21 protein-coding genes and 1 pseudogene are annotated in these 15660 nt (G+C 60.0%); 12 read left to right on the top strand and 10 right to left on the bottom strand.

Annotated features, from left to right (window positions below; translation table 11 throughout):
- Positions 1 to 28: 28 nt before the first annotated feature.
- Positions 29 to 748, bottom strand: coding sequence for a transporter substrate-binding domain-containing protein (locus tag V9L13_RS09540; protein WP_338802337.1), 720 nt, complete (start codon positions 746 to 748; stop codon positions 29 to 31).
- A gap of 241 nt (positions 749 to 989) precedes the next feature.
- Positions 990 to 2363, bottom strand: a complete 1374-nt coding sequence (gene ppnN / locus V9L13_RS09535) for a nucleotide 5'-monophosphate nucleosidase PpnN (RefSeq protein WP_003225941.1) — start codon at positions 2361 to 2363, stop codon at positions 990 to 992.
- 225 nt (positions 2364 to 2588) lie between these two features.
- Here ppnN and V9L13_RS09530 point away from each other — a divergent pair, with 225 nt between their 5' ends.
- Positions 2589 to 3116 (top strand): DUF3087 domain-containing protein, encoded by a 528-nt coding sequence (locus V9L13_RS09530; protein ID WP_338802334.1) that lies wholly within the window; start codon positions 2589 to 2591, stop codon positions 3114 to 3116.
- Here the strand turns inward: V9L13_RS09530 and V9L13_RS09525 are convergent.
- The gene (locus V9L13_RS09525; RefSeq protein WP_338802332.1) at positions 3113 to 3499 is read right to left on the bottom strand and encodes a DUF2784 domain-containing protein; all 387 of its coding nucleotides are present in this window, start codon (positions 3497 to 3499) and stop codon (positions 3113 to 3115) included. The genes V9L13_RS09530 and V9L13_RS09525 overlap by 4 nt on opposite strands.
- Positions 3500 to 3651: 152 nt before the next feature.
- Between V9L13_RS09525 and V9L13_RS09520 the strand changes: the two genes are divergently transcribed.
- The 3 genes from V9L13_RS09520 (at position 3652) to V9L13_RS09510 (ending at position 4871) form a co-directional block, all read left to right on the top strand.
- The gene (locus V9L13_RS09520; RefSeq protein WP_027612977.1) at positions 3652 to 4350 is read left to right on the top strand and encodes an AzlC family ABC transporter permease; all 699 of its coding nucleotides are present in this window, start codon (positions 3652 to 3654) and stop codon (positions 4348 to 4350) included.
- Positions 4350 to 4661, top strand: a complete 312-nt coding sequence (locus V9L13_RS09515; RefSeq protein ID WP_177434727.1) for an AzlD domain-containing protein — start codon at positions 4350 to 4352, stop codon at positions 4659 to 4661. Before V9L13_RS09520 ends, V9L13_RS09515 begins: the two co-directional genes overlap by 1 nt.
- A gap of 66 nt (positions 4662 to 4727) precedes the next feature.
- Positions 4728 to 4871, top strand: a complete 144-nt coding sequence (locus V9L13_RS09510) for a hypothetical protein (protein ID WP_177434724.1) — start codon at positions 4728 to 4730, stop codon at positions 4869 to 4871.
- A gap of 48 nt (positions 4872 to 4919) precedes the next feature.
- Here V9L13_RS09510 and V9L13_RS09505 read toward each other — a convergent pair whose 3' ends face one another.
- The 4 genes from V9L13_RS09505 to V9L13_RS09490 form a co-directional block, all read right to left on the bottom strand.
- Positions 4920 to 5192 (bottom strand): hypothetical protein, encoded by a 273-nt coding sequence (locus V9L13_RS09505; protein WP_103484188.1) that lies wholly within the window; start codon positions 5190 to 5192, stop codon positions 4920 to 4922.
- A gap of 312 nt (positions 5193 to 5504) precedes the next feature.
- A complete protein-coding gene (locus V9L13_RS09500; protein ID WP_338802328.1) occupies positions 5505 to 6185 on the bottom strand; it encodes an SOS response-associated peptidase family protein in 681 nt (226 codons plus the stop codon).
- Positions 6186 to 6233: 48 nt separating this feature from the next.
- Entirely contained in the window at positions 6234 to 7073 is an 840-nt protein-coding gene (locus V9L13_RS09495) for an ABC transporter permease (protein ID WP_338802327.1), read from the bottom strand.
- Positions 7074 to 7133: 60 nt separating this feature from the next.
- Positions 7134 to 8120 carry an aliphatic sulfonate ABC transporter substrate-binding protein gene (locus V9L13_RS09490; protein WP_338802326.1) on the bottom strand — a complete coding sequence of 329 codons (987 nt, stop codon included), beginning with the start codon at positions 8118 to 8120 and terminating at the stop codon, positions 7134 to 7136.
- Between the two features lie 293 nt (positions 8121 to 8413).
- Here V9L13_RS09490 and V9L13_RS09485 point away from each other — a divergent pair, with 293 nt between their 5' ends.
- The 3 genes from V9L13_RS09485 (at position 8414) to V9L13_RS09475 (ending at position 10744) form a co-directional block, all read left to right on the top strand.
- Positions 8414 to 9361: an ABC transporter substrate-binding protein gene (locus V9L13_RS09485; protein WP_338802324.1), complete on the top strand. Its 948-nt coding sequence runs from the start codon at positions 8414 to 8416 to the stop codon at positions 9359 to 9361.
- 131 nt (positions 9362 to 9492) lie between these two features.
- Positions 9493 to 10392: a polysaccharide deacetylase family protein gene (locus V9L13_RS09480; protein WP_338802323.1), complete on the top strand. Its 900-nt coding sequence runs from the start codon at positions 9493 to 9495 to the stop codon at positions 10390 to 10392.
- 109 nt (positions 10393 to 10501) lie between these two features.
- Complete coding sequence (locus V9L13_RS09475) at positions 10502 to 10744, top strand: DUF1652 domain-containing protein (RefSeq protein ID WP_003225919.1); 243 nt, start codon at positions 10502 to 10504, stop codon at positions 10742 to 10744.
- 4 nt (positions 10745 to 10748) lie between these two features.
- On the opposite strand, the gene V9L13_RS09470 is transcribed toward V9L13_RS09475, so the two are convergent.
- Positions 10749 to 11111 carry an NUDIX hydrolase gene (locus V9L13_RS09470; RefSeq protein WP_103484182.1) on the bottom strand — a complete coding sequence of 121 codons (363 nt, stop codon included), beginning with the start codon at positions 11109 to 11111 and terminating at the stop codon, positions 10749 to 10751.
- Positions 11112 to 11211: 100 nt separating this feature from the next.
- Here V9L13_RS09470 and V9L13_RS09465 point away from each other — a divergent pair.
- Positions 11212 to 11393 (top strand): annotated as a pseudogene (locus V9L13_RS09465) (DUF2188 domain-containing protein).
- A 61-nt stretch (positions 11394 to 11454) separates the two neighbouring features.
- Here the strand turns inward: V9L13_RS09465 and V9L13_RS09460 are convergent.
- Positions 11455 to 11694: a hypothetical protein gene (locus V9L13_RS09460; RefSeq protein ID WP_338802320.1), complete on the bottom strand. Its 240-nt coding sequence runs from the start codon at positions 11692 to 11694 to the stop codon at positions 11455 to 11457.
- 185 nt (positions 11695 to 11879) lie between these two features.
- Between V9L13_RS09460 and V9L13_RS09455 the strand changes: the two genes are divergently transcribed.
- The gene (locus V9L13_RS09455) at positions 11880 to 12215 is read left to right on the top strand and encodes a hypothetical protein (RefSeq protein WP_103484181.1); all 336 of its coding nucleotides are present in this window, start codon (positions 11880 to 11882) and stop codon (positions 12213 to 12215) included.
- 15 nt (positions 12216 to 12230) lie between these two features.
- On the opposite strand, the gene V9L13_RS09450 is transcribed toward V9L13_RS09455, so the two are convergent.
- Complete coding sequence (locus V9L13_RS09450; protein ID WP_262142325.1) at positions 12231 to 12440, bottom strand: hypothetical protein; 210 nt, start codon at positions 12438 to 12440, stop codon at positions 12231 to 12233.
- A 107-nt stretch (positions 12441 to 12547) separates the two neighbouring features.
- On the opposite strand from V9L13_RS09450, the gene fae reads away from it, so the two are divergent.
- Genes fae through V9L13_RS09435 form a run of 3 tightly spaced genes read left to right on the top strand, consistent with a single transcriptional unit; the run spans position 12548 to position 15535 of the window.
- The gene (gene fae / locus V9L13_RS09445) at positions 12548 to 13060 is read left to right on the top strand and encodes a formaldehyde-activating enzyme (protein ID WP_338802319.1); all 513 of its coding nucleotides are present in this window, start codon (positions 12548 to 12550) and stop codon (positions 13058 to 13060) included.
- Between the two features lie 10 nt (positions 13061 to 13070).
- Complete coding sequence (locus V9L13_RS09440) at positions 13071 to 14105, top strand: aldo/keto reductase (RefSeq protein ID WP_338802318.1); 1035 nt, start codon at positions 13071 to 13073, stop codon at positions 14103 to 14105.
- Positions 14102 to 15535, top strand: coding sequence for an NAD-dependent succinate-semialdehyde dehydrogenase (locus tag V9L13_RS09435; protein WP_338802317.1), 1434 nt, complete (start codon positions 14102 to 14104; stop codon positions 15533 to 15535). Before V9L13_RS09440 ends, V9L13_RS09435 begins: the two co-directional genes overlap by 4 nt.
- The last annotated feature ends 125 nt before the right edge of the window (positions 15536 to 15660 follow it).

Here is a 15660-nt window from a genome sequence, read left to right as displayed (position 1 = left end):
ACTCCTGCAGTTGAACGGGGCAGCTCAGTCATCTCGGCAGTGCATTCATCAACCAGCGCTGGCGAATCTGTTCCATTCGCCCATCGGCGCGCAAGGTTTCCAGTGCCTGCTGCCAGCGTTGCACCTGACCCGGATCGGTCTGCCGCGAAAAGGCAATGTAGGTGTCCTGTTTCATCAGCGGAATCTGATACTGCAAGCGTCCCGGTTCCATGCCTTGGGTGCGGGCCAGTGCGGCGGTGGACAGGGTGTCGGAGACTACGAAGTCGGTCCGGCCAAGGCTGAACAGTCGCATCATCTGTTCCGGGGTTTCGACGCCGTCGAGGTTCTTCAGGTTCTGCTGTTGCAGGTAGCTGTAGATCAGCCATTTGCGCGGCACGCTGATACGACCGGCCTGATCCGCCTGCTGCAGGGTTTTTACCGGCGGCTGATACAGCGCAGTTTCGACTTCAATCAGCGGCCCGACCCATTGATAGCGGTCATCGCGCTCGTCGGTACGCAGGACGGTGAAGACGCCGGTGTTGGGTGTTTCGCTGGCGGTGCGCAGGGCGCGCAGCAACGGCACTTGTTGCAGATCGATCCGGTCGCCGGTCTGTTCGGCCAGCGCGCGCACCACATCCACGCCGTAACCCACCAGTTGATCGCCTTGCTGGAAATGCAGGGGCGGGTGGTTGTCGGTGAGCAGTTGCAGATCGGCCGCATCGGCCGCCAGGGCCAGGAGTGACAGCAGACACGCGGCAATCCGTTTCATGAATCGTCCCTGAAAAATTGATCGCGAAGCTTAGTACGGGCCGGTGGTGGCTGTCGTGAGGAATGTACGGGGCTTTTGTGTCAGAAACAAAGGCTGATTGGCAGCATCGGATTGACCTCAAAACAATAGTGGGAGCGGGCTTGCTCGCGAAAGGGGTGTGTCAGGCAACATTGTGGTTGACTGACACGGCCTCTTCGCGAGCAAGCCCGCTCCCACATTGGCTGATGCGGCGGCTGAAAAGTTACGCCACCACGCGATAGCACGGCACATACGCCGCTCCGCCCGGCAGTTTCATCCGATGCTGGGCGACGAAGGCTTTGAGCAGCGCGTCGAGCGGTTGCATGATCGCCGCGTCACCACGGATCTGGTACGGCCCGTGTTCTTCGATCAAGCGGATGCCCTTGTCCTTGACGTTGCCGGCGACGATCCCCGAGAACGCGCGGCGCAGGTTGGCCGCCAGTTCGTGGGGCGGCTGGTCGCGGTGCAGTTTCAGATTGGCCATGTTCTCGTGGGTCGGATCGAACGGACGCTGGAAACTCTCGTCAATCTTCAGCAGCCAGTTGAAGTGGAACGCGTCGTTACGCTCGCGGCGGAACTGCTTCACCGCTTTGAGACCCGCCGTCATCTGCCGGGCGACCTCGGCCGGGTCGTCGATGATGATCTGATAGTGCTGCTTCGCTGCATCGCCGAGGGTGGCGGTGACGAACGCGTCGAGTTGTTCCAGATACGGCGCGGCATGTTTCGGCCCGGTCAGGATCACCGGGAACGGCAGGCCGGCGTTGTCCGGGTGCATCAGGATGCCCAGCAGGTACAGGAACTCTTCGGCGGTGCCGGCGCCGCCCGGGAAGATGATGATGCCGTGGCCGACACGCACGAATGCTTCCAGACGTTTTTCGATGTCCGGCAGGATCACCAGCTCATTGACGATCGGGTTCGGCGCTTCGGCGGCGATGATCCCCGGCTCGGTCAGGCCGAGGTAGCGACCGCCGTGGATGCGCTGTTTGGCGTGGGCGATGGTCGCGCCCTTCATCGGGCCTTTCATCACGCCGGGGCCGCAACCGGTGCAGATGTCGAGGCTGCGCAGGCCCAGTTCGTGGCCGACTTTCTTGGTGTATTTGTATTCTTCGGTGTTGATCGAGTGACCGCCCCAGCACACGACGATTTTCGGCTCGACGCCCGGACGCAGGGTGCGCGCGTTGCGCAGCAGGTGGAACACGTAGTCGCTGATGCCTTGTGAGGAGCTGAGGTCGATGCGTTGGCTGTCGAGTTCGTTTTCGGTGTAGACGATGTCACGCAGGGCGCTGAACAGCATCTCGCGGGTGCTGGCGATCATTTCGCCGTCGACGAACGCGTCGGCCGGGGCGTTCAGCAGTTCGAGGCGCACGCCGCGATCCTGCTGGTGAATGCGGATTTCGAAGTCCTTGTAGGCTTCGAGGATGGTCTTGGCGTTGTCGACATGCGCGCCGGTATTGAGGATGGCCAGGGCGCACTGGCGGAAGAGGGTGTAGGTGCTGCCGGATCCGGCTTCGCTCAGTTGCTGAACTTCACGTTGAGAAAGGGTTTCCAGGCTGCCTTTCGGGCTGACCGAGGCATTGATTACGTGTCGTTGGGTCATGCAATGATCCTTAAAACGATGTCATTCCAGTGGCAGGCAAATGGCATCCGAATAGTGTGTATCCATGAATGAAGATGGCACGATCTGCGCTGTACCGCCATGTCCCCCGTTGGACGCTGAAAAGATGAAAAGGGCCCCCAGCATAGCTAAATCCCCGAGAGAGGCGATAATGCGCCGGCGAGTTTTTTCCGTTGCCCTTTTTATCGCTCAAGGAAGTCATGCCCGATGTTCGAGATCCAGCCGATGGACCCAGCAACGTTTCGCCAGCAGACCCGCCGCAGCACGCTGATCATTGCCGTGCTGTTTCTGGTGTTGGCGATGGTGCTTTCGATGGCGGCGGTGACGCTGTTCGGCGAACCCGGCGGCGACAATCTGCGCTTCAATGTCGGCGGGGTGTTCGTCGCGTTCCTGCTGACAGCGGCGCTGATGCGCGGGCAGTTCTGGCATCAGACCTGGATGGCCCCGGCAGTCTATAGCTGGCGGCTCAAGCGCAGCCTGATGAGCGTGACCAACGTGATGCATCAGGTGACGGCGGCGGTGGAGCAGAACGATCCGACCGCGATGAAGGTGCTGCGCTTCTATCATCTGGGGCTGACCCAGATGCACGAACTGGACGGTAACTCCAGCGATCATGCGCAACTACATCGGGAAGTCGAGGCGCACAAGGAGCGGATGCAGGCGCTGGGCCTGGAGATCGACCAGAAGCGCCTGGATCCGGCCTGGCTGCAAGCCTTGAAACCCGCCACGCGTTAAAACGGGATGCGGCTGGCGCGGCGCAGTTGCCAGCGCCGCAGCAGGCGCCCGTAGACCAGCAGGTTGATCACCAGCACCACGCTGCCCAGCGCCAACTGAATCTGCGGCGTCAGGCCGGCGGGGTAGATGATCGGCCAGACGTAGTGCTCGATGAAGCCGCCGGCGTATTCGGTCTGCCCGGCGGCGTGGCGCATCAGGTTTTCCCAGTAGGTCAGCGGACAGGTCAGGTGTAACACCTCGACCGCCACGCCCCACGCGGCCGCCGGCAGGTGCAGCCACATCAAGCGTGGCCACTTGAGTACCAGCAGCCCGCCGAACAGCACGAAAAGAATAAATGACAGATGGAACAGCACCAGCCCGTCGGCTGCGATTCGGTACAGCATGTCGTCTCCCTGACGCGGTTGTGAAGGCTCCCATGGTACGCCGACAGTCGTACCGGGGCGCGGCGATTTAGCGCAAGTGCGCAAGATTGTTCAAGCCGCGACAGGGCATTTACTGGCAGAGTCTGCGACCGTTTCCTCGGTTGAAGAGCGTTATGTCTGACTCACTTATGCCGCGCCGTGCGTTTCTTCGCGGCGCTGCGGCGATCATGCCGTTATCCCTGGCGACGGCGCCTTGGGGGCTGCTGGCCGGCTCCATGGCGATTGAAGCCAATCTCACGCCGTTACAGGGGCAGGGCCTGTCGAGCATCGTGTTCGCGGGGGCCGCGCAACTGGTGGCGATCGGCATGCTCAAGGGCGGTGCCGGGATTTTCTCGATTCTGTTGACCACGCTGCTGCTGACCTCGCAACACTTGCTGTACGGGATGAGCATGCGCTCGGTGATTTCGCCGCTGCCCGGGCGCTGGCGCATCGGCCTGGGCTTTTTGCTCACCGATGAACTGTTCGCCCTGACCAGTCAGCATGATCGCCAGCAGTTCAATCGCTGGTACGCCTTGGGCGTCGGTCTGACGTTCTATATCGCCTGGAACCTGTTCACCCTGGCCGGCATCGTCCTGGGCAGCAGCATTCCAGGGCTTGAGCACCTGGGGCTGGACTTCTCGATTGCCGCCACCTTCATCGCGTTGATCACCCCGGTGGTGCGTAATGTGCCGACCGTGGTGTGCGTGGCCGTGTCTTTGTTCTGCTCGGTGCTGTTCAGTTATTGGCAGTGGGGCTCGGCGCTGGTGTTGTCAGGGCTGGCCGGGATGACCGCAGGATTTGTCTGCAACAAGCTGTATCGGGGGCGCACATGATGGTCTGGGCAGTGATTTTCGGCATGGGGATTCTGGTGTTCCTCAACCGATACGTTTTTCTCGAACCGCGCCTGCCGGTACGTTTGAGCAGTAATGCTCGGCAGTTTCTCGGGTTTGCCGTACCGGGCATGCTCACCGCGATCTGCGGGCCGATCGTGTTCATGCCGGACAAACAGCTGAATTTGCAGTGGGATAACCCGTATTTGCTTAGTTCGTTAGTGGCAGTAGGTTTGGTTATCTATACCCGTAATACCTTGCTGAGCATGCTATTGAGCATGGCGTTCTTCTTTTTGCTGCGCTGGTGGCTGTAAGTTGGACGGGTAAAATTGTTCTACGCTTTAAGGATGTACAGTCTTTTTATACAAGCGGGGGTGCGCATGACGACCGAGCAAGAACGTCCAGATGAAGACGAAGATGTCGATGAGCCGAGCGAAGAAGAGATCGAGCGTGAAAAACGCAAAGAACAAACGTGGAAACACGATGATGGCAAAGAGCTGTCATGGCCTGATCTGAAGCCTTGATCGATCAGATACGAAAAAGCCCCGCCAGTGCGGGGTTTTTTCTTGGGTTCAAAGATCTTCCAATTGCGTGAAATCGGGGTGTGCAGCCCGATATCCCAGGGTTTTGTCGATCCAGGCATTGAGCTCGTTGACCATCACCGGCGGATGGCCGGGATAATTCTTGAGGGTGGTGCGCAAGATACGTTCAATGTCGGGAACTGAGCGCAGGTTTCGGGTTTTGATGTAGTGGCCGATAAAACAGTCGAGTTGAAAGCGTTCTGTCATGGACAGATAGATACACTCCAGGCCGTTGGCCTGTTTGATTGCAAAATCGTCGCGCAACTTAGTTCTCTGCAAGGCTTGTAAAAGTTGTAGGGGATTCCTGGTTTTTTGTTGACTCTTTGGTCAACTGGTATGCCAAACGGAAATGCGGCGCGCATGCTATCCGTAGTGCTACAAAATGTATCTAAGCTGATTGAAGAGTCAGACAAGCGGTTGGTTTTAATCAAACGACTGCTTCAATTGATGTATCGATATTGAAACATTAAGTGTAAAGAAAAAGTTTCACTTGCATGGTGACGCAGGTCATGTGTAGGCACTGCCGAAGGTTTCGACCGTTGCCACATTGAATACACGTGCCATGGCGACCATTATTTAGGGCAGCGCTTCAATCAGTTCGGCCCCCTGATTGCGTGTGTTGCCCACCGCTTTGCTGACTTTGTGCCACTGAAACGTTTCGCTGTTTTCACCTTCGAACAGCAACATCTGTTCGGCGCGCTCGACGGGCGTGGCCGGGTCCAGCCATTCCTGGGCGAGCTCGGCGCAGAGCACGATCGGACGCCGATCGTGAATATCGAGCAGGCCACCGGCACTGTCGGCGGTGATGATCACAAAACCATCGTCCTCCCGCGCTGGTGCATCGGGTGTTGGCAGTTGACCGATGGCCGCGCAGAAAATCGGCCCATTATCCGCTCGTCGAATCAGCCAGGGCTGGCGGAGTTTTTCTTCGGTATCGACCCATTCGAACCAGTTGTCGATCGGCACAATCAGTCGATGGCGCCAGATCGCGCGGAAGAACGGGCCGTGGGCAACTTTCTCCACCCGCGCATTGATCGGCGCGGCGCGATCCTTCGCCCAGTGCGGGCGCCAACCCCAGCGCAAAGGGTCCGCATACATCTGGTGTTGATGCTGATGAAGCACAGCGAGGGCGGTGGTCGGCGCGGCGTTGTATCGCGCCAGCGGCGCATCGCCGACATGATTGATCAGCGCATCGGGAATGCTCAGCACCGCGACAAAGTCGTGAATGCCGCGGTACTGCGAGAGTCTTCCGCACATGCGCTGAATCTCCGGTTGGACGCTTTCAGCTTAGTTGGCTGCGGCCAATCAATCCTGCGCCTCCTGACCGGTGAACGTATCGCGCCAGGCCAGCCCGCGGCGTTCCAGCACTGCGAGCAGGCCGTCGCTGAGTTTGCCGAGCAAGGCGAGCACGATAATCGCCGCCAGCACGATGTCCGGTCGCGAGGTTTCGCGGCCGTCGCTGAGCAGATAACCCAGGCCCTTGGTCGCGGCGATCAGCTCGGCGGCCACCAGAAACATCCACGCCAGACTCATGCCGCTGCGCAGCCCGGTAAACAGGCCGGGCAGGGCGGCGGGCAGCAGAATCCGCCGCACCAGTTGCCAGCGGCTGAAGCCATAGATGTGCCCGACCTCGACCAGTTTGCGGTCGATGTTGCGAATCGCCGCGACCACGTTGACGTACACCGGAAAAAACGCGCCGATGGCGATCAGCACGACCTTCGAGGTTTCATCGATGCCGAGCCACAGCAGCAATAGCGGCACCCAGGCCAGACTCGGAATTGAACGCAGGGCGGCGAACGTCGGTTCCAGATACGCCTCGGCCTCACGGCTCAGGCCGACCCAGGCGGCAAACACCAGCGCGAGGCTGGCGCCAATCGCAAATCCCAGCAACACGCGGATCAGGCTCGCGCCGATGTGTTTCCACAGTGCGCCTTCGGCGAGGTCGGTGAGGGTCAGGGCAATCTCGCTCGGGGCGGGCATCTGATAGGACGGTAACCAGCCGATGCGCACGATGAGTTCCAGGGCGACCACGATCAGCAGCGGCAGGGCCAGGCCCTTCAGGCGCCGGCGCCATGTCGGGTAGAGAGGAGGGCGGGGCCTCGACAAGCTGCGAGGCGCCGGCAGTTCGTTACTGCGAGTGGTCATACGTTGGCTCCACTCACAGCCCATCCGCAACTGGCGCGGATGGGCCGTGAGTCTGGTCGATTACTGGCGGGCGACGGCTTGTTGTACACCGCTGTCGAGCAACTGATCGATGACTTGATCGACATTCACCCCACGCCGCACCAGTTCCTCAGAGACCAGAATCGGTGCCGCCGCCTTCGAGGCCTGCACGTCGTTGGCGGTCAGTTGCGGGCTGCTCAGGTCAGTGCGCGACAGCTGCAGTTTGGCCACGTCCAGCGGCAAACCGGACTCTTTGGCGAGCAGGGCGGCGAACTCTTCGGGATTTTTCAGCGCCCATTCGCGCGCCTGCTCGTAGGCTTTGATCACGGTATCAATGGTTTGCGGATGCTCCTTGGCGTACTGCTCGGTGACGCTGACCACGCCGTAGCTGTTGAACGCCGGATTGCGATACAGCAGACGCGAACCGGCCTGCACTTGACTGGCGGCCATGTGCGGGTCGAGCCCGGCCCAGGCGTCGACATCACCTTTTTCCAGCGCGGTGCGGCCGTCCGGATGTTGCAGGTGCACCAGCTCCACGTCGTCTTTCTTCAGCCCGGCCTGTTGCAGGCTGCGCAACGTGAACAGGTACGGATCGGTGCCTTTGGTGGCGGCGATTTTCTTGCCCTTGAGATCGGCGACGCTCTGGTACGGCGAATCTTTGCGCACCACCAATGCGGTCCATTCAGCGCGGCTGTAGACGTACACCGATTTGATCGGGCTACCGTTGGCCCGGCTCAGAACAGCGGCAAGGCTGGCGCTGGAGGCGAAATCGACGCCGCCGCTGTTCAGATATTCCAGCGAACGGTTACTGCCCTGGCTCAGCACCCAACTGACTTTGCTCTGTGGCAGGGCCTTTTCGAGAAAGCCGAAATGCTTGAGCACCAGACTCACGGGGGAGTAGTAGGCGTAATCCAGATGCACCTCGGCGGGAGGGGCTTCGGTGGCGTGGGCCAGAGATTGCAGGCTCAATGCCATGGCGCTGGCGACAAGTAGCGTTTTGAGGCGGGCGAACGGTAAGAACGATGTCATGGGGGGCGCTCCGGCGAAGGCACTGTTTTTATGTCCAAAAATATATTTTTATCGGCTGCGTCCTGCATGAATGGAATATTGCAGGCTCTGTGCCATGTGCGTTTCGGCCAATGGTTACGGGGTTTTCACCCGTTTTGGCGCCTTTCAACTGTTGCTTGGGCAACACTGTGGTATCGCACTGTTGCGCAGCGGACAGTGAGCATTCGGAGCACTGAGCTTATGCATTAATCGAATTTAAAATTGGTTTATCAAGAGCGTTATGGTCTATGAAAAATCCCGTCGCAGGACCTCCCATGAAGCTCTCCCGTTTGCTCCGCAGCACACTGATCATCGCCCTGTTCGCCGCACCGCTTGCCTACGCCGCCGAGCCGGTGGTACTGCATGTCGGTGATCAGAACTACTACAACATTCGCGCTTCGGTGGAAGCCTCGGGCGTGTTGAAGCACGCGCCTTATACCGTTGACTGGAAGCACTTCCAGGCCGCTGCGCCATTGGCCGAGGCGTTGCAGACCGGCTCGCTGGATCTGGGTTTTCTGGGCGATTCGGGTTTCCTGTTTCTCGCCGCCAAACAGGCGCCGGTAAAACTGATCGGAGTGTCGCGACAAAACCCGGACACCATCGCGTTACTGGTGCCGAAAGATTCACCGGTGAAAACCATCGCCGATCTGAAGGGCAAGAAAGTCGCCTACTGGCCCGGCGCCTGGAGTCAGCAGTTGACCTTGCGTGCCCTGGAGCAGGGCGGTCTGCCGGAAAATTACGTCGAATTCGTCAAGCTGATGCCGATCGATGCGGCGGCTGCGTTGCCGCAGGGCAGCATTGATGCCTTCCCGGTGTGGGAACCGTACATCTCCCAGCAAATCGTGTTCTCCGGTGCGCGGCCGATTCTCACCGCGAAAAACCTGATGCCGGGCCTCAGCGCGATTGCCGCGTCGGCGCCGTCGATCGACAGCAAGCGTGCAGCGATTGCCGATTTTCTCGGACGTTTGAAGCGCGCTCGAGCCTGGGTCGACAGCCATACCGACGAATACGCAGACTTGTGGGCGGAGAAGGCCAACCTCGATCAGGAAGTCTCGCGACACTGGTTGCGCCAGGCGCACATGACCGTCGGGCCGGTGGATCAACAGGCGGCGGCAGACCTGCAGGGCACCGCGGACTTCCTGTTCAAGGTCAAGGCCCTGCCGACGCCGCTGGCTACCGCCGGGGTCATCGACACCTCGTTTCAGCGGGCATTGGCCGACTGAGCGAGCGCCGTAACCAAAGCCTGTGTACCCTATCCAGACCTGGCTGCCGAGGCCGGGTGCAGGGATGGATAAGGGCGAGGGAGTTTTGCCAGTCGACAACAGGGCCGCAAGGGTCAGGCGCAAGGCAAAACATGAAATACGCGTTCAAACTTATCTGTGCAGCGGCCATCGCGTTTGGGTTGGCCGGCTGCATTGCCGCGCCCATCGAGATGACCGCACAAACCGAAACCCGGCTCAAGGCCCAGGCACCGGTGCGCTTTCTGCTGACCTTCGACGATGGCCCTAGCGCTTCGAGTTTCTGGAACCCGTCGGCGACAGTCCTCGATAGCCTGAAGGTCAACCCGGTGCAACCGGACATCAAAGCGGTGTTTTTCGTCCAGACCCGCGCCCCCCGCGCCGGCAACAGTGAGATTGGTCGCGGGATCATGCGGCGCGAGCACGCCGAAGGGCACATCCTCGGATTCCACACCGCCACCCATTGGCACACCAACCATCGCTCGCTCGATCCGCAAGAGCTGGAGCAGTCGTTGAGCAACGGCACGGCGGATATCGCTGCGATTACCGGGGATGCGCCGATCTTGCTGCGCCCGCCATTCTGGAATTACGACAAGCGCACCTTCGCCGCTTATCAACAGCACGGCCTGCATGTATTGCTGACCGATTTGAGCGCCAACGACGGCAAGATCTGGGGCTTCAATGCCAGCCCCCGACGTCGGGCGAACATGCTGCGTCAGCTATCGGAAGTCCGCGAGCGAATTGCCCTCGGCGAATTCCCTGCCGTGGACGGGGTGATTCCGGTGGTGGTTACCTTTCATGACCTCAACCGCTACACCGCGCGGCATACCCGCGAATACCTGCAGATTCTGCTCGACAGTGCCGCCGCCACGGGCGTGAGACTGGCGGACAAACCGTTCTACGATGATCGCGCGGCGCTGCAGAAAGCGGCGTTGGCGCGCACGGTTCAGCAAAGTTCGGATGCGGTGCAATTGCCGGGGATGTGGAACTGGATCTGGGACCATGACGCGCACTGAGACTGCGCCAGAAATGTGATCGGGTTGGCAGTTGCCGGGGCGGCAGGTTGCCGACGGCTCATCTATGCTCACCGGGTCGACCGACTCATCGCCTGCGAGGCGTGCGCTCATGCTAGCCATTGCCGACATTTGCCGGATTGTCGAATCCGGCTTTCCGTCGCTTGAATGCGAATGCACACAAGTGGAGCAGGGGCTGTTGCGGATCAAGGTATATGAGCCGGACTCCGGGCGAGTCGAGTTGTTGCTCAATGGCGTGTCGCCGGAACATCTGGTGACGATTCGCGATATTTCCAACTTCATTGGTGAATTGCGCACGGAAATGAGCGCCGGGCGCCGGGCATTCGCCGGTTGAAACCTTACAAGCGGCGCTGAAACGCCTGCACGATGCGCAACGTCGCGTCGCTGGTGGGCAGATTCTGCACCGCGTCCAGCGGATGCCAGATGCACTCGGTGATCTCGTTTTGCGGGCGCAACTGCTCAAGGTCGGGCACTGAGGCCTCGTAGACATGATGCTGGGTGCTGCCACTGCGCAGTTCCATCAGATACAACATTTGTTCGGCCTTTAGCGCCGTTTCTTCCTGCAACTCGCGCATCGCCGCTGCGGCCTTGGTTTCCCCAGGCTCGACCTTGCCGCCGGGCAATGTCCAGCGGCAGTGGGGTTTGCGCACCAGGAGAACGTGTCGTTCCTGCTCGCAAATGACGGTTGCGCGTACTTTCATCTGTTACCTGTTCACTGCCTGTCACATTAATGAAACAAAACTGCAATATTCGAGCCGGGCCCCGGTTTATAGGTTCCCTCGGGCTTTTTGAGCGTTTGGTGTGGCTGAAAGTGCCAGCGATTTGGCACATCGCTGGCTGCGAAGTAACGGTCCGTGGCGGTTTGCAGCCAGAGCGTGCGGCTTGCATCGATTGGTTGCAGAGAAGAGGCAATGGCCTATGCCGCTGCGTTGCCGGGTTACAGACAACGCTTGGCGCGGGCGCGAAGTCACACCGCGAGTTGATGCAAATGTAACGAAAGAGCCCCGGTACTTGCCGGGGCTCTTGTTGAGGGCAAGGTCGGTATCAGTGAACTTTGGTTCGGCTGATGGAGCGGGTCTTCACTTCCTTGGCATATGACTGCAATCGTTCTTCATCACTCTGCAGCACGTCGCAAGACCTCAGGACCGCCTGGGCATCCGCTTCATTGCCATTCTTGCGCAGCTGTTCGGCAATGCGTTTGAGGTCGACCGCCGACCATCTCAGATCCGATGCAACGGCTTGCAGGTCGCGCTGAAGTTCGTGTTCGTATTCATTGAGCCGCATGATCACCTCCGGAACATTCTCGGTAGAACAGAGTAGTCGCATTTGCGGGCGATGTTTTACAGCTCGTCTGTCACCCGGCGGAACGTATGTAAATATTTGTCCAATTTCCCGTATGGGCGTGGTCCGCTGTGGATGTACACCCGGTTACACGTTACATTCGCTTTTTTTCAGATCAGGGAAACACCATGCGGATATGGATCGGGATTTTGGCGTTGGCATTACTGGCAGGGTGCTCATTGCCAGCGTCGCTGGTACCGGGTGAGCCAAATCTCAGCAAGACCACCACCAAAGCGCCTAAAGACTATGCCGCGTGCTTGTTGCCGTTGTGGCAGCAGGACATTCCGAAGACTACGCAGACCTCCATTTCCAATGGCTACCGGATCAAGGCACCGAGCCTCGTCACCGCCGACGAGATTCTCGACATCATCAAATACAAGGACGGCAGTCGGGTCTCGTTGTATCAGGGACCGCCATGGGCCAAGTCCGGGTCATTGCGCAAATCGGTGCGTGACTGCCTCTGACGCAGCGCTTCAGTTTTAGCAGCCAGCCGCAAAAAAAAGCAGAAACCGTATCGCCGGTTTCTGCTTTTTTTTTGCTTTTTTCCGCAGGCCGCGATGCTGTGCCCCCAGGCTATGAGCAAAACTCATGGCCCCATGATTTTTAATGGTTACAGCCCGCATCAGCCCCGGTGTTAAAAAATCGCAAACACAGCTCATCAATAACAACCAGAGAGCGTTTGCAGCCATGTCCCATTTTCCCCGCCGCACCTCCCCACGCCCGTTATTGAGCGCACCGGCCATTCGGCCCGTGTGAGCTATCGAACATCCCTCGTATCGCACAAGAGTAATGACTGATGAAAGAACTCGACCTGTACATCGGTGAAGGTTTCGAAGGCCCGGGCGTGAACGCCGCACATATCAATATCCTGATCGGACCGCGCAACGGCCCGGCCGGGCAGGCGTTCGCCAACAGCCTGGCGTCGCCGAGCCAGGGCCATTGCCCGTTCATGGTGATCGCCCAGCCGAACATCCCGGTCAAGCCGATGACCCTGTATGTGAACAAGGCCGCAATCAGCAGTGACCTGCACGGTAATGCCACCTGGGGCGCCTCGCAGGCCGGGATCGCCAAAGCCGTACTCGAAGCACTGCTCGACGGCACCTTGCCGCCGGAAGCTGAAGACGAGTGGGCCATCGTTACCGCCAACTGGGTCAATCCGGCCTGCGACGACCTCGATGCGGTGTACCTGAACAACTACAACGCCTGCCGCACCGCGATCCGCGCCGCCCTGACCGGCAAGCCGGAAACCGCGCAACTGGCCGATGTGGTCAACCACATCAGCAACCCTTTCTACACGCCAAAAGTCTGAGGTCCGCGCCATGCAATACATCCGTTTGGGCAACTCCGGCCTGCAAGTTTCCCGCCTGTGCCTGGGCACCATGAACATGGGCACCCCGGACTGGAAGCCGTGGATCTTCAACGAAAGACAGAGCGAGCCGATCGTCGCTCACGCGCTGGACAACGGCGTGAATTTCATCGATCTGGCGGACTTCTATTCTGCCGGTGTCGGCGAGGAAGTGGTGGGGCGCATCGTCAAGCGTCTGGCCCGTCGCGAAGACCTGGTGATCACCACCAAGGTCGGCTATGGCACCCGCAGTGGGATCAATGCCAGCGGCCATTCGCGCAAACACATCATGGACAGCATCGACGCATCGCTGAAGCGTCTGGACATGGATTACGTCGACGTGTTCATGCTGCATTACTTCGACGTGAACACCCCGGTCGAGGAAACCATGTCGGCATTGAACGATATCGTGCGTTCCGGCAAGGCCCGCTACATCGGCGTGTCGACCATGCTCACCGGGCAACTGGCGAAGATCCTCATGGCCTGCGAGCGCAATGGCTGGGTCAAGCCGATCAACATGCAGCTGCAGTTGAACTGCGCCTATCGCGAAGAAGAGCGCGAGATGATTCCGTTCTGCCGCGATCAGGGCATCGGCGTCTCGGTGTTCAGTCCGCTGGCGCGCGGCCTGCTGACCGGCGACGTGCAGTCGACCCGCAACCAGACCGACTTCTTCACCCAGCAGATGTACAGCGACGAAGCCTCTTTCGAAATCGCGCATTCGGTACAACGCGTGGCCCGCGCCCGTGGCGTGTCGAACGCGCAGATCGCCCAGGCGTGGGTGGCCAACCATCCGGGCGTCGATTGCATGCTGGTCGGCGCGGACACCACGGCGCAGTTCGACAGTGCCCTGGCAGCGCTGGAAACCAGACTCGACGCTGATGAGTTGCATGAACTGGAGCGCAATTACACCCCGTGCGACGTGATCAACGATTACACCGCCGGCAAACGCATCCTGCGCACCGCGCGTCCGGGGCTGGAGCGCTTCACTTTGCAGGGAGCGGTGGCATGAGCGATCTGATCCGTCACGGCCACTTCATCGACGGCCAGTGGGGGCAGGGCGGCGCGACCTATGCGGTGCGCAACCCGGCCAATGGCGAACTGATTGCCGAGGTGCAAAAGGATGGCGCCGAAGCAACCCACCTGGCCATCGATGCGGCCAATCGTGCGCTGCCGGCGTGGCGCAAGCTCACCGCCAAGGAACGCAGCCAGTGCCTGAAACGCTGGAGCGATCTGATGCTCGCCAACCAGAAGGAACTTGCGACTCTGCTCAGTCGCGAACAGGGCAAACCGCTGGCCGAGGCCATGGGTGAAGTGGTCTATGCCGCGAGTTTCCTCGAGTGGTTCGGCGAGGAAGCCAAGCGTGCCTATGGCGACGTGATCCCCAGCCACAAGGCCGATGCGCGGATCATCGTGGTCAAGGAAGCGATTGGCGTGGTCGCGGCGATCACCCCGTGGAACTTCCCGTTGGCGATGGTCACCCGCAAGGTCGGCCCGGCGTTGGCGGCCGGTTGCACGATGATTCTCAAACCGTCCGAGGAGACGCCATTGTCGGCGTTCGCCCTGGCGGTGTTGGCGGAACAGGCGGGTATTCCGGCAGGTGTGTTCAACATCGTTTCCGGCGATGCGGTGGCGATTGGCGGTGCGCTGCAAGCGTCGAGCATCGTGCGCAAACTGTCGTTCACCGGCTCGACCCGCACCGGCAAACTGCTGATGCGCCAGGCTGCCGACACCCTGAAAAAAGTCTCGCTGGAACTGGGTGGCAACGCGCCGTTCATCGTCTTCGACGATGCCGATCTGGACGCGGCAGTCAAAGGCGCGATGGCCTCAAAATTCCGCAACACCGGGCAGACCTGCGTGTGCGTGAATCGCTTCTTCATTCAGGACAGCGTCTACGAAGCCTTCACCGGCAAGCTTGCCGAAGCGGTTGCGGCGATGCGCGTCGGCAGTGCGCTGGACGGTGAAACCGAGCAAGGCCCGCTGATCAACACCGCCGCATTGGCCAAGGTCGAAAGCCATGTCAGCGATGCCCTTGAGAAGGGCGCCACGCTGCTGTGTGGCGGTCGTCGTCACGCACTTGGCGGCACCTTTTATGAGCCGACCATCCTCACCGAAGTCAACGGCGACATGCTGATCGCCCAGGACGAAACCTTCGGCCCGGTGGCTGCGTGTTTCCGCTTCAAGGATGAAGCCGAAGTGCTGGCGCGGGCCAACGACACGCCGTTCGGTTTGTCGGCGTACTTCTACAGCCGGGATATCGGTCGGGTCTGGCGTATGGCCGAAGGGCTGGAAGCCGGCATGGTCGGGATCAACGAAGGGATCATTTCCACGGAAGTGGCGCCGTTCGGTGGCATCAAGGAATCGGGCCTTGGGCGCGAGGGTTCGAAGTACGGTCTGGATGACTATCTGGAGATCAAATACCTGTTGATGGGTGGTCTCTGACCCCCACCGAGATCTCCATGTGGGAGCGGGCTTGCTCGCGAAAGCGTTGTATCAGTTGGAGCAAATGGTGACTGACACACCGCATTCGCGAGCAGGCTCACTCCTACAGAAGAAGCAAGAGCAAT

The organism is Pseudomonas sp. RSB 5.4 (assembly GCF_037126175.1).
GTDB lineage: Bacteria > Pseudomonadota > Gammaproteobacteria > Pseudomonadales > Pseudomonadaceae > Aquipseudomonas > Aquipseudomonas fluorescens_H.
The sequence above is the reverse complement of the archived record's forward strand: the minus strand, read 5'-3'. Positions and strand labels throughout refer to the sequence as shown.